The sequence below is a fragment of the Streptomyces sp. NPDC001157 genome, from assembly GCF_053598255.1.
Window position 1 is genome coordinate 1 of the sequence record NZ_JBSFJW010000038.1, and the last position, 14,533, is coordinate 14,533.

At 70.8% G+C, this 14,533-nt stretch carries 12 protein-coding genes; 8 read left to right on the forward strand and 4 right to left on the reverse strand.

What is annotated here, in order from left to right; translation table 11 throughout:
- From ACWDAG_RS39775 to ACWDAG_RS39785, 3 genes are all read right to left on the reverse strand, one after another.
- A partial coding sequence (locus ACWDAG_RS39775; protein WP_450700432.1) for an RICIN domain-containing protein occupies positions 1-962 on the reverse strand: 962 nt, incomplete at its 3' end.
- Positions 963-1,172: 210 nt separating this feature from the next.
- A complete protein-coding gene (locus tag ACWDAG_RS39780) occupies positions 1,173-2,459 on the reverse strand; it encodes a salicylate synthase (protein WP_450700433.1) in 1,287 nt (428 codons plus the stop codon).
- Positions 2,456-3,268, reverse strand: coding sequence for a class I SAM-dependent methyltransferase (locus ACWDAG_RS39785; protein ID WP_450700434.1), 813 nt, complete (start codon positions 3,266-3,268; stop codon positions 2,456-2,458). The genes ACWDAG_RS39780 and ACWDAG_RS39785 overlap by 4 nt, the downstream gene beginning before the upstream one ends.
- A 314-nt stretch (positions 3,269-3,582) precedes the next feature.
- On the opposite strand from ACWDAG_RS39785, the gene ACWDAG_RS39790 reads away from it, so the two are divergent.
- The 6 genes from ACWDAG_RS39790 to ACWDAG_RS39815 all read left to right on the forward strand — a co-directional run bounded on the left by ACWDAG_RS39790 (position 3,583) and on the right by ACWDAG_RS39815 (position 10,641).
- Positions 3,583-4,092 carry a YbaK/EbsC family protein gene (locus tag ACWDAG_RS39790; protein WP_450700435.1) on the forward strand — a complete coding sequence of 170 codons (510 nt, stop codon included), beginning with the start codon at positions 3,583-3,585 and terminating at the stop codon, positions 4,090-4,092.
- Entirely contained in the window at positions 4,089-4,934 is an 846-nt protein-coding gene (locus tag ACWDAG_RS39795; RefSeq protein ID WP_450700436.1) for an EamA family transporter, read from the forward strand. The genes ACWDAG_RS39790 and ACWDAG_RS39795 overlap by 4 nt, the downstream gene beginning before the upstream one ends.
- 228 nt (positions 4,935-5,162) lie before the next feature.
- Positions 5,163-6,101 (forward strand): ABC transporter ATP-binding protein, encoded by a 939-nt coding sequence (locus ACWDAG_RS39800; protein WP_450700437.1) that lies wholly within the window; start codon positions 5,163-5,165, stop codon positions 6,099-6,101.
- Complete coding sequence (locus tag ACWDAG_RS39805) at positions 6,101-7,459, forward strand: ABC transporter permease (protein ID WP_450700438.1); 1,359 nt, start codon at positions 6,101-6,103, stop codon at positions 7,457-7,459. Before ACWDAG_RS39800 ends, ACWDAG_RS39805 begins: the two co-directional genes overlap by 1 nt.
- Positions 7,460-7,495: 36 nt before the next feature.
- Positions 7,496-10,252: a phosphoesterase gene (locus ACWDAG_RS39810; protein ID WP_450700439.1), complete on the forward strand. Its 2,757-nt coding sequence runs from the start codon at positions 7,496-7,498 to the stop codon at positions 10,250-10,252.
- A 113-nt stretch (positions 10,253-10,365) separates the two neighbouring features.
- Complete coding sequence (locus ACWDAG_RS39815; RefSeq protein WP_099934194.1) at positions 10,366-10,641, forward strand: dsRBD fold-containing protein; 276 nt, start codon at positions 10,366-10,368, stop codon at positions 10,639-10,641.
- Positions 10,642-10,749: 108 nt separating this feature from the next.
- Here the strand turns inward: ACWDAG_RS39815 and ACWDAG_RS39820 are convergent, their stop codons facing one another.
- The gene (locus ACWDAG_RS39820; RefSeq protein ID WP_450700440.1) at positions 10,750-11,907 is read right to left on the reverse strand and encodes a serine hydrolase domain-containing protein; all 1,158 of its coding nucleotides are present in this window, start codon (positions 11,905-11,907) and stop codon (positions 10,750-10,752) included.
- A gap of 271 nt (positions 11,908-12,178) precedes the next feature.
- On the opposite strand from ACWDAG_RS39820, the gene ACWDAG_RS39825 reads away from it, so the two are divergent.
- Both ACWDAG_RS39825 and ACWDAG_RS39830 read left to right on the forward strand, forming a co-directional pair.
- On the forward strand, positions 12,179-13,474 hold the full coding sequence (locus ACWDAG_RS39825; protein WP_450700441.1) for a hypothetical protein: 1,296 nt from the start codon (positions 12,179-12,181) through the stop codon (positions 13,472-13,474).
- On the forward strand, positions 13,471-14,424 hold the full coding sequence (locus ACWDAG_RS39830; RefSeq protein ID WP_450700442.1) for a helix-turn-helix transcriptional regulator: 954 nt from the start codon (positions 13,471-13,473) through the stop codon (positions 14,422-14,424). Before ACWDAG_RS39825 ends, ACWDAG_RS39830 begins: the two co-directional genes overlap by 4 nt.
- Positions 14,425-14,533: the final 109 nt, after the last annotated feature.

Below are 14,533 nucleotides of genomic sequence, written 5' to 3' on the forward strand. Positions count from 1 at the left end.
TTGTACGTCGCCTGGGCCGCCACGCTGTCCCGATAGGTTATGTACGTGCCGGGCGCCGTGGTGCTGCCGGTCCAGCAGCCCCACCAGCCCGACCACGCGGCATTGCAGCGCGAGGCCGTGTAGTAGTCCGACGAGGGCGCGGGCTGGCTGTGCACATAGGCGTACCGCACGTCGAACGGCGCGGCGGCCGCCGAGGAGTCGTCCATCGAACCGCCGACGAGCACCGTGCTGCTGCCCATGAAACCGTTCGTCGAGTTGCTGCCGAGCGTGGTGGACGTGGTGCTGCTGCCGGAGCCCCCCGCGCTCCCGGTACCGCCGGCGCTGTCGGCAGGGACGAGCTGCCACTGCTGGTTGGCGCCGTTCCAGTCGTGGTACTGGGCGATGTGGCCCCCGTCACCCTTGGAGCTGAGCGGGACCTCGGCGGCCAGGCCGTTGAAGCGGTTGATCAGACGCACGTAGCCGTCCGACGACTCCTCCAGGTGGAACTGCTGGTTGGCGCCGTTCCCGTCGCTCCACTGCACCAGTTCGGAGCCTTCGGTCTTCGACCACCCGTAGTCGTCCAGCACCTTGCCGGAGGCCCGGTTCTGCAGCCGGTAGTTCCCGTCACCCGAGTCGATGAACTTCCACTGCTGGTTGGTCCCGCCGGTACGGCTCCACTGCGCCACCGGAGCACCGTCGTTCGTGGCGTAGCCGAGGTCTTCCATGGCCTTGCCGGTGTTGCGGTTGACCAGCGTGTACCAGGTGTTCGTGTCCACGGTCTGCGCCGAGGCCGTGTTGACCACGACCATGGAGCCGCCCGCGACCGCCAGGCTGACGGCCGCCCAGAAACTCCGGCGCTGGTACAGCCGACGGCCACGGTGCGGCCGCCGCCGACCCAGAACGGCCGAGCGGAACGACGCGCGACGGCGGCGGCCGCGGCCGCCGGGCGATTCCTCCGGCGACGAGGATGAGTGAGGGAACATGTTGGTGCTCTCTTTCGGGTGTTGCCGCTGACCAGACCCCCTGTCGGGACGCTACGCAGTTGTCACCGCCCCCGGAAAGGTTGCTCCGGACCGCGAGGTTTTTCGGGCAGGGATCGGGAGTCGTTCGGCCCGTCGCCCGGCGCGGCACCTGCCCTACGGCCGGGAGTTCCGATGCGGCCGGGGCGGCGTGCGAGGCGATCGACGGTCGACCTAAAGTCGCCGACGCACCAGGCACCCGGCGACGCCCCGCAGCTTCTCGCAGGTCTCCTCGTGCTCCCGCTCCGGGCGTGACTGGCGTACGACACCCGCCCCCGCCTGGAGCCAGCACTCGCCGTCGCGTTCGTACACACTGCGCAGTACGAGTGCCGCGTCGAGGGTGCCGGAGGCGTCGCAGGTGAGGACCGAACCGGCGTAGAGGCCCCGTGGGCGGCCTTCGAGCGAGCGGATCAAGGGGTAGGCGGGAGCCTTGGGGATCCCCGTCGCCGTCACCGCGGGGAAGAGCGCGGCGAAGGCGTGCCAGGGGCCGAGGCCCGGGCGCAGTCGGCCGGTGACGCGTGAGGCCAGGTGCTGCACCGTGCCGCGCTCCTCGACCGTCATGTACTGGTTGACGTAGGTGTCGTCGCAGACCGTGGCCATCTCCTCCACCGCCAGCCGTACCGACACCGCGTGCTCGTGGATCTCCTTCGGGTCGCTCAGCAGCTCGGCGCGGAGGCGGGCGTCCTCGGTCGGTGAGCCCGTACGCGCGCGCGTGCCGGCCAGGGGGTGGGTCCGTACGTGTCCGTCGGACGTCACCTCGACGACCGTCTCCGGGCTGAAGCCCGCCGCGCGGATGCCGCCGAGGTCCAGGAGGAAGGAACGCGCCGGGGTGTGGGCGCGGCGGCCGAGGGCGTACGTGGTGATCAGGTCGACCGGGCCGGGGACGGGCACCCGGCGGGAGAGGATGACCTTCTCCAGCGGGCCGGGGCCGTTCAGTTCCACCAGGGCGGCCGCGACGGCGGCGCGGTAGTTTCCGGTGTCGGCGAGAGGGACGTCGATACGGGCGGAGGGCTCGGGGTCGGGGGCTGCGGCCGGTGTGTCGATGAAGGCGACGATGCGGTCCAGGCGGGCCGGGTCCACGCAGCGCACCAGCACGTCCTCGCCGTACATCCTGATCTCGTCGGAGGGGACGATCAGATGGAGAAGGTCCGGACCGGCGCCGGGGCCCGGGTCCGCGCCCGCGAGCGCGGTGCCGAGCTCGAACGCGGCCCAGCCGTACGCCCGCCAGCCCGTCACCGGCATCGTCGCGAACCGCTGCTCGACCTCCGACAGATCACGGGTGCCGGGGCCCAGCCGGACCGAGGCCACTGCCCCGCCCGCCAGGGACCAGGCACCGTCGCGCTCGTAGACGACGTAAGGGTCGAACAGGCCGCTGCGGACGAGCCGCACGATGAGGGCGAGGGGGTTCTCGGCGGCACCGGGCAGGCGGAGCTCGCGGTAGCGGACGTGGGTGGTGGTCATCGGGGGGTCGCCTCCGGGTACGGGCGGCGGCCGCGGGCGCTGATCAGCGGGTAGGAATTGACGACGAAGGCCGGGTCCCGCAACAGAGCGCGGAATGCGGTGAGTTCGTGGTCCGTGACGCCGTCCGCGCGGAGCCGGTCGGCGGTCTGGTCGATGTTGACGCGGTGCAGGTCGATGCCGGGTGAGCCGCCCGGCCAGGACTCGGCGTATGTCGTCGCCGTGAGGTCCATGAGCCCGGCGCGGGCCATGGCGCCCGGCACCCGGCGGCCCCACAGCGGGTCGGCCCCCGCCTTCTCCAACTGCGTGTGCAGTGCGGCCTCGACGCGTTCGAAGAGCGCGGCCGAGGCTTCGTCGGGGGCCGCGAGCACCGGTGTCCAGCCGCAGTCGAACTCCTCCAGCAGCAGCCATCCGCCGGGGCGTAGGGCTGTCACCAGGCGGTCCAGTGCGGTCAGCCGATCCGGCAGGTGCAGCAGGACCAGGCGGGCGTGGATCAGGTCGTAGTGGGCGGCGGGGAGCGGATCGGTCACGATGTCGTGCTTCAACAGGCGTACGTGCGGCGGGCGCCCGGGCCTTTGCTGGGCCCAGCGCGGGTCGATGTCGGTGATCGTGACCTCGCCGTCCGGGCCGACCCGCTCACCGAGCCAGTCGCCCAGCGAGCCGCCGCCTCCGCCCACTTCGAGGCATTTCCAGCCCGGCGCCAGGCCGGTCAGCTCCAGCTGGCGGTGGGAGACGGGGTCGTAGCAGGTTTCCAGGGCGGAGAAGCGGCCGGAGGTCTGGGCGTCGGAGTTGTCGAACAGGTAGCGGGACATGGTGCTTCCTCGTGCTTCTTCCCGGCCGTGCCGTGGTACGGCCACCATGGTCACGGCTCGGGGCGGCGCAGCGGGAGGGCGCGCCGGGGCGCGGGGGCAACTCGGTCGCGTGCGGGGCGCTCCGCTGGGTGTGCCGATTTGCGGTTCCGCCGTGGGGCGAGATAGGCCGTCGGCCGTCTGCAGCGACTTCGTGGCTGGTCGCGCAGTTCCCCGCGCCCCTTTGGGGCGCTGCCGTACCCGCAGCCGCAGGGCTCGCCGGGGCACACGGACAACTCGGTCGCGTGCCCGGTACACACGCCGCTAGCGTGCGGTGTATGACGACCGCCGATGCCACCGAAAGCTCCGGAGCCAACCCCCGTTTCGCCGCCGCCCTGGGCGAACTGGGACTCGGCGACCTGCACACCCGTATTCGCCGCTTCCCGGACGCGACCCGCACCGCTGCCGAGGCGGCCGCCGCGATCGGGTGCGAGCTGAGCGAGATCTGCAAGTCGCTGATCTTCGCGGCGGACGGGGTCCCGGTGCTGGTCCTGATGGACGGGGCCTCGCGGGTCGACGTCGAGCTGGTCCGGCAGGAACTCGGCGCCGAGAAGGTGACTCGGGCCAAGGCGGACGTCGTGCGGGAGACCACCGGGTACGCGATCGGCGGTGTGCCGCCCTTCGGGCACCGTACGAGGACCCGGGTGCTGGCCGACCGTTCGCTGCTGGAGCACGAGGTCGTGTGGGCCGCCGCCGGGAATCCGCACGCGGTGTTCCCCATGGAGCCCAAGGAGCTCGTCACCCGCGCCGGAGCCACCCTGGTGGACGTGCGCGAGCGCAGCTCGTGACGCCGCTGGTCGCCACGGCCGTCCTGTGCGCCGCGGTCACCCACGCAGGTTGGAACGCGATCGCCCACCGCATCACGGACAAGTTGGTGGGTTTCACGCTGATCGCGGGCGGCGGGATGCTGATCGGGCTGGCGATGGTGCCGTTCGTCCCCCTCCCGGCGTCCGGGGCGTGGCCGTACCTCGCCGCCTCCGCCGTCATCCACCTCGCGTACTACGTCCTGCTCATGCGGTCCTTCCGGCTGGGCGACTTCGGGCAGGCCTACCCGATCGCCCGCGGCACCGCGCCCCTGGTCGTCACGCTGCTCGCCGCCCTCTTCGCGCACGAGGTGCCGAACGGCTGGGCGGCCGCCGGTATCGCCCTGTCCTGCGCGGGTCTGACCGGTGTCGCCCTGTGGGGGCTGCGCGGCAGCCGGCCCAACTGGGCGGCGATCGGCGCGGCCCTCGCCACCGGGCTGACCATCGCCGCCTACACGGTCGTGGACGGGCTGGGAGTGCGGGCGTCCGGCTCGTCCCTCGGGTACATCGCCTGGCTGATGGCGGTGGAGGGGTTCGCCATCCCGGTGTACGCGCTGACCCGCTGGCGGGGTGAATTCGTCGCCGTTCTCCGCCCGTTCGCGGGCGTGGGCCTGCTGGGCGGCGCGATGTCCGTCGCCGCGTACGGCCTGGTCCTGTGGGCCCAGACCAAGGCGGAACTGGCTCCGATCGCCGCCCTGCGCGAGTCGTCGATCATCGTGGGCGCGGCCATCGGGGCCGTCTTCTTCAAGGAACGGTTCGGGGCACCGCGGATCGCGGCGGCGGTGTTGCTGGTGGCGGGGATCGGCTTGATGCTTCGGGCTGGCTAGGCCGCGCCCCAAAGGGGCGCGGGGCTGTGTCGATTTGCGGCTCCGCCGCGCGGTCGCGACCAGCCACGACGAGCCCGCAGACAACCAACGGCCTAAAACCGGCCCTCCCCGCGGAGCGCCACTTGCCTACGCCTTGACGACACGTTCCCCCGGAGTTCAACTCGGCTTCTGTGCCTGGGTTGTGTGTTGTCCCTATGGTCCCTGCGGACATCGGGAGAAGGGGGGCTCATGGGGACACTCCACGCAGTTGCGGCTCGCGGGATCACCAAGTGTTTCGGTGACGTCGTCGCACTCGACGGTGTCGACCTGGATGTGACGCAGGGTCAGATCCATGGCCTGGTCGGTCCGAACGGAGCCGGCAAGACGACGCTGCTCGGTCTGCTGCTGGGACTCGCCGTCGCCGACAGCGGGCGCCTTGAGATCCTCGGTATGCCGGTGGGGCGGGCGTTCGACGCTCCCGAGGGTGTCGCCGGTTTCGTGGACGGCCCCGGCCTGTACCCCTCCCTCACCGCCCGGCAGAACCTCGCCGCGCTGGCCCGGCTCCGCGGGCTCGACGCGGGCTCCACGGGCATCGACGACGTACTCGACCAGGTCGGGCTCACCGCCGTCGCCGACGACAAGGCCCGCGGCTTCTCGCTCGGCATGCGGCAGCGGCTCGGGCTCGCGGCCGCCCTGCTCACCAAGCCCCGGCTGCTGGTGCTCGACGAACCCTCCAACGGCCTCGACCCCGCCGGGAAACGGCACGTGCACCGCGTCCTCAACCGGCTCGCCTCGGACGGCACCAGCGTCGTGCTGTCGAGCCACCGTATGGACGACCTGGAGGCGCTGTGCTCCGAGGTCACCATCCTCGCCACCGGACGGGTCGTGTTCTCCGGTCCGCTGAGCAAGCTGGCCGCCGAGAACCGTGAACTCGACTACCGGGTGCGGACCTCGGACCCGCAGGCCGCGCGACGGCTGGCCGACGACACGGACGGGGTCCGGGTCGTCGACGACGCCGGGATACGGCAGGACGACGAACTGCTCTTCGTGCGTGCGTTGGTGCCCGCCCTCGACGAACTGGTGGCGGGCCTCGTGCGGTCGGGCGTCGCGGTGCGTGAGCTCGCGCCCGTCGTGTCGCCGCTGGAGGCCGCGTTCCTCGCCCTCACCGAGCAGCAGGAGGCCGGCTGATGGCCGCGACCGTCGTCGCCGACAAGGTTGTCAGGGCCCGCCGGGTCCCCGTCTCGCGCGGCTACCGCTTCGAACTGGTCAAGTTGGTCTCGCAGTGGCGGATCCGGCTCCTGGCGCTTGCCTGCTGGATCGCACCCGCGCTGTTCGTCGCCGGGGTGAGCCGGCAGAGCACGCTCCCGTCGGACACTCTCTTCGGGCGCTGGATGCACGCCACGGGGTGGGCCGGACCGCTGGTGATGCTCGGGTTCGCGGGGACCTATGCCCTGCCGCTGGTGGCCTCGGTGGTCGCCGGTGACGTGTTCGCGGCCGAGGACCGGCTCGGCACCTGGCGGCATCTGCTGGTCGCCGTACGGTCGCCGCGGCGGATCTTCGTGGCGAAGTCGCTCGCCGGCCTCACCGTCATCCTGCTGCTGGTGGCCGGTCTTGCCGTGTCCAGCGCGGCCGGCGGGCTGGTGTCGGTCGGCAACCAGCCGCTGGTCGGCCTCGACGGCCACCTGCTGGCGCCTTCGGATGCCGCCGTCCGGGTCCTGCTCGCCTGGACCGCGGCCCTCGCGCCGACCCTGGCCCTCGCCGCCATCGGACTGCTCGGGTCGGTGGTGCTGGGGCGCTCCCCGATGGGGCTGCTGCTGCCCCCGCTCGTCGCGCTCGCGATGTCGGTCGCCCAGATGCTGCCGCTGCCCGTCGCCGTGCGCCTCGCCCTGCCCGGTTACGCCTTCATCGCCTGGAACGGCCTGTTCACCAGCCCCACCCAGCTCGGCCCGCTCCTGATCGGCATCGCGGTCAGCCTGGCATGGGCGGCGCTCGCGACCGCGCTGGCGTATCTCCTCTTCCTCCGGCGCGACTTCACCAATCTCGCCTACGACGGTTCCGGGCGCCGGGCGCTCACCGTCGGCGCGCTGCCGCTGGTCGCGCTGACCGCTCTCACCGTCGGCGTGGTCGCCGTGGCGACCCCCGCCCCCTTCATGGGATCCGGCATCGAGCAGGTCAAGGTCCAGCGGTCGATGGCCACGGCCTTCGCCCACCTCTACCGCATGCAGACGCAGCAACTGCACCGTCCCGCCGTCACCGAGGCACAGCTGCGGGCCTCGGCGGCGTGCACCAAGAGCGACGGCCAGGCGGCCCAGGAGGGCGCGGGCAACGACTGGCGATGCGTCGTGACCTGGCATCTGCCCGGGGTCCCGGTCGCGGGGACGGCGATCTATCAGCTCGACATCACCTCGGACGGGCGGTTCGTGGCCGACGGCGACGGTCCCAAGGAAGTCAACGGCTACTTCCTGCTGCGGACTTCGACCGGAGACGCCCCGAATCCGCTGTGGCAGTTCGACGGCAACGTCGAGCTGCTCACCACCCCCCACTGAAGGTTCCAGCGAAGGGTCCACTGAAGGGACAGCTCAGTGCAGGTAACACGCCAGCGCCGGATCAACGAGAAGAATCAGGTCAACCTCTTCGGCAGACGCGTCGGCCGCCGCGCCCTGCTGGTCACGGCGGGCATCGCGGTCGCCCTCGGCGTCACCGGCACCGCCGTCGCGTCGACGTGGCAGTTCGGCACCCAGCAGGTCGCCGACGAGACCGCGAACGGCCAGGTCATCTCCAGCGACCAGTACATCAAGCCGTACGGCACCCGCTCCGTCATCAACGACGGCAAGATCATGTCGTCGACGGTCAGCCCGGACGGCAGCCGGCTCGCGGCCTCGGTCGCCGACGGTGACGCCTCGCTGGTCGTCATGGATCTCTCGACCGGTCAGGTGATCCAGAAGGTCGGCACCAACGCGGCGGACGACCTGCGCATCAAGAGCGGTTCCGTCGGCCAGGAGGGCCCGACGTACTCGCCCGACGGCACGCAGCTGTGGCTGGGCCAGGCCGACGGCTACACCAGGTTCACCGTGGGCGTCGACGGCACCCTCTCCAACCCGGTGACCGTCCCGATCCCTGCCGACGGCACCAAGCGCGCGCTCGTGGGTGCCGCGGTCTTCTCGGCCGACGGCTCCACCGTGTACTCCGCGGTCAACGGCCAGAACCGGGTCGTCGCCATCGACGCGGCCACCGGAACCGTCAAGCAGAGCTGGGCCGTCGGCAACGCCCCCCGGGGCATCGCCCTGGTCGGCGGCAAGCTGTACGTCAGCAACGAGGGCGGCCGCCCGGCCAAGGACGGCGACACCACCATCAACTCCTACGGCACCCAGGTGCCCGCCAACCCGGACACCGGCGCCACCACCACCGGCACCGTCAGCGTCATCGACACGGCGGACCCGTCCGCCGCCGTCGCCGGCATCGACGTAGGACTGCACCCGACCGCGGTGTACGCGAGCAACGGCGCGGTGTTCGTCACCAACACCGCCGACAACAGCGTCTCGGTCATCGACACGGCCAAGGACAAGGTCGTACAGACCATCGCCACCCAGCCCTGGCCGGAGGCGAAGGTCGGCTACGAGCCGAACGCCGTGACGCTCACCGACGACGGCCGCCTGCTGGTGACGCTCGGCCGCGCCAACGCGGTCGCCGTCTACCGCTACAAGTCCCCGCAGGAGCCCGCCCGTTACGTCGGCCTGCTCCCGACCGACTACTTCCCCTCGGGGATCGTCGCCGTCGGCAAGAACGTCGTCGTCTCCAACACCCGCGGCATCGACGCCCGCCGCCCCACCGCGGCCTCAGGCCACGGCACCCACGACACCACGTCGAGCCTGACGCAGTTCACGCTGCCGGACGACAAGACCGTCAAGGCCCAGACGGCCAAGGTATTCAGGCAGAACGGCTGGACGCCCGGTTCGGTCCTGACGGCCGGCCGCAAGACCTCCGGGAAGGCGCTGCCGGTCCCGCTGCGGCTCGGCGACCCCTCGACGATCAAGCACGTCTTCCTGCTCGTCAAGGAGAACCGGACCTACGACCAGGTCTACGGCGACCTGCCGCAGGGCGACGGAAATCCGTCGCTCACCACGTTCGGCGAGAACGTGACGCCCAACCAGCACGCGCTGGCCGAGCAGTTCGGGCTCTACGACAACTTCTACGACGTCGGCACGAACTCCGCCGAGGGCCACAACTGGCTGATGCAGTCGGACAACCCGGAGTACACCGAGTCCTCCGCCGGCGAGTACCAGCGCAGCTACGACACCGAGAACGACGCCCTCGGCCACCAGAAGACCGGCTTCATCTGGAGCGGCGCGCAGGCGGCGGGCAGGTCGGTCAAGGACTTCGGCGAGTTCCAGTCGCTGGAGACCAAGCCGGCCGGGGCCACCTGGCAGAACCTGTACTGCGACAGCAAGAACATGGAAGCGACCGGGGCGCAGACGCAGTACCCGATCCAGACGGGTTCGGCGATCCCCTCGCTCAACAAGGTGTCTGTGCAGGGCTTCCCGATGTTCGACCTCGACGTCCCGGACATCTACAAGGAACAGATCTGGAAGCAGGACTTCGAGAAGAACGGTCCGGCGAACCTGAACATGTTCTGGTTCTCCAACGACCACACCGGCGGCCCGGCCAACGCGGCGGCCGAGGTCGCCGACAACGACCTCGCGGTCGGCCGGATGGTCGACGAGATCTCCCACAGCAAGTACTGGAAGAACTCGGCGATCTTCGTCGTCGAGGACGACTCCCAGAACGGCCTCGACCACGTCGACGGCCACCGCGCCCCTGTCCAGATCATCAGCCCCTGGGCCAAGCACGACACCGTCGACAGCCACTACTACTCGCAGATCACGATGGTCCGCACCATCGAGCAGATCCTCGGGATCCACCCGATGAACCAGCTCGACAGCGCGGCCACCCCGATGTACGGGGCGTTCTCCCTGAAGCCGGACGACACCCCGTTCACGGCCGAGCCCAACCGGACCTCGCTGACCCTCGGTGTGAGCCCCCAGCCCCCTTGCGGCTCGGACACTCCGGCCCCGCAGGACACCAAGGCGGCGCTCGCGCCGACCTCCGCCGCGGTGCCGCAGGCCCAGCAGAAGCTCGCCGCGGAGTGGAAGGCCTGGGCCTCGCACCAGCGGCTGACCGGCCCGCACGCCGTGCCCGACTACGCCAACAACGAGCAGATGAACCGCTACACCTGGTACCAGACCCACAACTGGACCAAGCCGTACCCCGGCGACAAGAAGGTGTACGCGCCCGCCGACGTGCCGGGCGCCTATCTGCCGTCGGCCGAGAACGACGGCTGACACGCGCCCAGCGCGCCGCGGACCCCGGGCCGACGTCACACCGGCCCGGGGTCTGCGTGCATCCGCGGGCCGGTAGGAGCACTCTGGAAGCAGGTCTTCCGGAGGTGATCCTCATGATGCACACCGCAGTGGGATGGCACGTCGAGCTGGAGTTCCAGGAGGACGAGACGCACACGCGGGCGGTCGCGCTGGTACGGCTGTCCGACGGGACCGAGGTCAAGGCCCACGGTCACGCGAGCCGCCACCACACCGACGCGAATCAGCCGAGGGTGGGGGAGGAGATCGCGGGGGCGCGGGCGCTGAATGAGCTTGCCATGCAGTTGCTCACCAAGGCGCATGGGGAGATCGACTCGGCGTCGGGGCGGACTTCGCACTCCATCAACGTTTGAGGCTGCGCCGCGCGGGTTGCCAGGACCTGCCGTCGGGCGTCTGCGGGTTTGTCGTGGCTTGTCGCGCCCACGCGGCGGAGCCGCAAATCGACACAGCCCCGCGCCCCTTCAGGGCGCGGCCCGCACCGCTCGGACCAAGGCCTGTGCCCGTGGGTCCGCCGTCACCGTCTTGCGGAAGCCGTTCGTCACATAGCCGAAGGCGATGCCCGTGTCGGGGTCGGCGAAGCCCAGGGCGCCGCCGCGGCCCGGGTGGCCGAAGGAGGTGGGGGACAGGAGCGGGGATGCCGCTCCGTGGAGCATGTAGCCGAGGCCGAACCGTGTGCCCACGACCAGCACGCGGTCCGGTCCCGCGCTGCGTTCGGTGCGGGCCAGCTCCACGGTCTCAGGCGTGAACAGCCTTGTGCCGCCGTCGACTTCGCCGATCAGCGACGCGTAGAAACGCGCGAGGCCCTCCGCCGTGGCGATGCCGTTGGTGGCCGGGAGCGCGGCGGCGCGGTAGGCGGGGTCGTTCTGGTCGGGGAAGGGGCTGATCGCGGCGAAGGCGCGGCGGGTGAGGGAGTCCGGGTTCTCGTACGCCTCGGTGACCGAGCGCTTCGGGCGCGAGCGCAGACCGCCGACGGGCTCGGGCCCCTCGACGCGGCCGACGCGGCCCACCCGGCCCGCCTCCGACTCCGGCAGGCCCAGCCACAGGTCGAGCCCCAGCGGCCCGGTGACCTCCGCCGCGAGCCACTCCCCGGCCCACCGGCCCGTGATGCGCCGTACCAGTTCGTCGAGCATCCAGCCGTACGTCAGCGCGTGATAGCCGTGATCGGTGCCCGGCTCCCACGCGGGCGTCTGCGCGGCGACCGCCTCGGGGCCGCGGTGCGGGTCCAGCACGTCGGACGGCGTGAGCGGGTGGTCGAGCACGGGCAGCCCGGCCCGGTGGCTCAGCACGTGCTGCACCAGCAGCCGCTCCTTGCCGTGCGCCTTGAACTCCGGCCAGTACTCGCCCACCGGCGCGTCCAGGTCCAGCTCCCCGCGCTGCTGCAACAGCAGGAGTACGGCGGCGGCGACGCCCTTGGTCGCCGAGCGCACGACCTGGGCGGTGCCCTGCTGCCACGGTTCGGTGCCGTCGACGTCCTTCGTGCCGCCCCACAGGTCGACGACCCTGCGCCCGTCCCGGTACACGGCGACGGCCGCACCCCGTTCCCCGAGCACCTCGAAGTTCCGTACGAACGCTTCCCTGACCGGCTCGAAGCCCTCGGCCACTGTGCCGTTCACATCCACGCCCGTACTCCTTGTCGTGCCATCGCCCATCAGCCGTGGATGCAACGCACACCTATGGCGTTCGATTCCCCCAAGACTCGCTTTCCGGCCGCTTCCGCCCCCTTTCGCTCCTGTTCCGCTCTGCTTCTGATCCGCTCCTGATCTGCTGCGACCCTCCTCAGATCCTCTTCGTACAGGCCTAGGCGCTGTCACCGGCATTCGGTGAAAATCGACACACCCCGTGCGGTGGCGGGCAACGGCCGCAGTGAGACCGGCGGGGCAGGGGGACTCCATGCTGAGCGAACGGATGCGGTCACGCCTGCGGGCGCTGATCGGCGAAGGGGCGGCCGCCCGGGTCATCGAACCACTCCTTGCCGAACACCGGCGGGCCCAGCGCGACATCCGCTGGCAGATGATGCGCATCCTGCTGATTCTCCGCGTCATCTACGGTCTTCCCTGGGCGCTGACCCTGCCCGGAATCGCGGGGCATGTCACCCATCCCGGCGGCGCGTTCGTCCTGCTTCTCGCGCTGGCGGCCGAGTCCCTGTGGTTCATGCTTCATCTCATCCGCAACCACCAGCGGGCAGCCGCCCTGGACAGGAAGGTGCGGGCGTCCGTCTACGACACTCCCGCCGCGGTCGTCGAGGTCTGCAGCGCTGTCGCCGCATTGTGGAGCTGCGCGCTCGTCCTGGGGCCCGACCGGGTCGACAACATGGCCCCGCTGCTCGTGCTCACGACCGAGCAGGTCGTCGGGCTGGCGATCGGGTCGGCGTTCGGACAGCCCTTGACGTGGCTGGTCGCAGGTGCGGCCCTGATCGCCGGGTCTTACGCAGGGGTCGTCGCCCTGGGTGATCCCGCGGAGCTTTCCCGGTCCGACGCGCTCGTGGGGCTCACCGGTTATGTCCTGCTGGCCTATCTGATCCGCCGCGGAGCGCTGTTCCTGCTGAGGCTCAGGGACGACGTGTCCGATCTGCAGCAGCGGCAGGCGATCGCCGTGGAACTCCACAACCACCTCGGCAACACCCTGCGCGAAGTGCTCCAGGCCGATCTCACCGACCCGGAGGCCGTCCGCCGGATGCGGCACGCGGTCGAGGTGGGCAGGCGCCGTATCGACACCTACATCAGCACGGGGCACTTCAGCGAGCCGGCGCCGCTGATCAGGATGGTGCGTGAGCAGGTTGACCAGGCCCGGCAGGAGGAGCTCACCGTCGAGCTGAACCTCACCGAGCGCGCCGAGGCTGCCGAGACAGGGATCCTTCCGGCCGAGATCGAGCCGGTGGCCAGGGCGCTTCGGGCGGTCCTGATCAACGTGTCGCGGCACGCGAAGGTCGCCGAGGCACTGCTGCATGTCGATGTCCTCTCCCAGGCCGGAGGAGCGGAGACGGTGGTGTTGGTGGTCGCGGACCACGGGGACGGATTCCCGCCGCACGTGCTCCGAGAGGGCGCGGCGTCGACGCGTTCGCTCGCCCGCCACCAGCGCGAACTGCGTGAGCACGGAGGAGACCTCCGCGTGGTGAGTGAACACGGTGTGACGCAGGTGACGCTGGTCCTGCCCCTGCAGACGACCGCCGACGGGAGGGAGACATGATGCGAGGAGAACCGGGTTCCGAGAGCCGGCCGCCGGTGCATGTGGTCGTGGTCGAGGACCACGAGGTCACCAGGGGCGGACTAGTGGCCGCGCTGAAGAGGGACCGACGGCTGAAAGTGGTCGGACAGATGGGCTCCCTCGGTGAACTGGCCGACAGCGGGGCGGAGTACGACGTCTGCGTCACCGACCTGATGGGGATCGGCACCCTCGAGCAGTTCACCGACCTCGTCCAGCGCGCAGACGTCGTGGTGTGCACTGCCGCGGAGGGCTGGGACCACCGGGTCGCCGCCTGGGTCCTGGGCGCGAGGGCGGTGTTCGGCAAGACCGTGGGGCCGGTCAGCCTGGCAGACGCGGTATGGGACGCACGACACCATCCCCACTTGATCAAACCTCACCTGGCGACCGCCCTGGAGTCCGCGGTCGGCGCGCACCGCCTCCCCGTCGACCCGGACTTGGCGGTCGTTCTGTCCCGCACGGCGAGGGGAGAGCGCGCCGCGTCCGCCATGGAGGCGACCGGCATGTCGTACGAGCGCTACCGGACCGTGCTCGAGGATCTGCGCCGGCGGTGCGACGCGGTGGGGCTCGGGAAGCTCGATCTCCTCGACAACGGGTACCTGGCGCGCCCGCCGCAGGGCCATGCCGGCGGGTCGATGGCGTCCTCCTCCGACTGGGCGGCGCACCTGACGACGGGCCAGCTCCAGATCCTCGAACTGCACGCGGACGGCTACTCGTTGAAGGAGGTGTCCGATCAACTGGGCATCCGGATCAGCACGGTCCTCACGCAGGTGAAGCGCGCGATGGAACACTTCGGGATCACCACGCGGGCCGCCGAGCCACGGCTGTTGTTCGCCATGTACGTGTGCTCTCGGCACCCCCACCCGGAACTGCTGCTGCGCCGCCTCAAGTCGGAGGGGTTCTACCCGCCGACAGGGCGCCCGGTACGGAGGTAAGGGGCGGACACGTCCCTTTCTGTCATCAGTGGTGATGACAGAAAGAAGAAAATTCTCTGCCATTTCGGGGGACAGATGTGACGCGCTGCCAGGGCGATCCTGGACGTCA

Bases quoted from the DNA above. Each gene is read 5' to 3' on its own strand.
- ACWDAG_RS39780 (WP_450700433.1), bottom strand. From the start codon at position 2,459: ATGACCACCACCCACGTCCGCTACCGCGAGCTCCGCCTGCCCGGTGCC.
- ACWDAG_RS39785 (WP_450700434.1), bottom strand. From the start codon at position 3,268: ATGTCCCGCTACCTGTTCGACAACTCCGACGCCCAGACCTCCGGCCGC.
- ACWDAG_RS39790 (WP_450700435.1), top strand. From the start codon at position 3,583: ATGACGACCGCCGATGCCACCGAAAGCTCCGGAGCCAACCCCCGTTTC.
- ACWDAG_RS39800 (WP_450700437.1), top strand. From the start codon at position 5,163: ATGGGGACACTCCACGCAGTTGCGGCTCGCGGGATCACCAAGTGTTTC.
- ACWDAG_RS39805 (WP_450700438.1), top strand. From the start codon at position 6,101: ATGGCCGCGACCGTCGTCGCCGACAAGGTTGTCAGGGCCCGCCGGGTC.
- ACWDAG_RS39815 (WP_099934194.1), top strand. From the start codon at position 10,366: ATGATGCACACCGCAGTGGGATGGCACGTCGAGCTGGAGTTCCAGGAG.
- ACWDAG_RS39825 (WP_450700441.1), top strand. From the start codon at position 12,179: ATGCTGAGCGAACGGATGCGGTCACGCCTGCGGGCGCTGATCGGCGAA.
- ACWDAG_RS39830 (WP_450700442.1), top strand. From the start codon at position 13,471: ATGATGCGAGGAGAACCGGGTTCCGAGAGCCGGCCGCCGGTGCATGTG.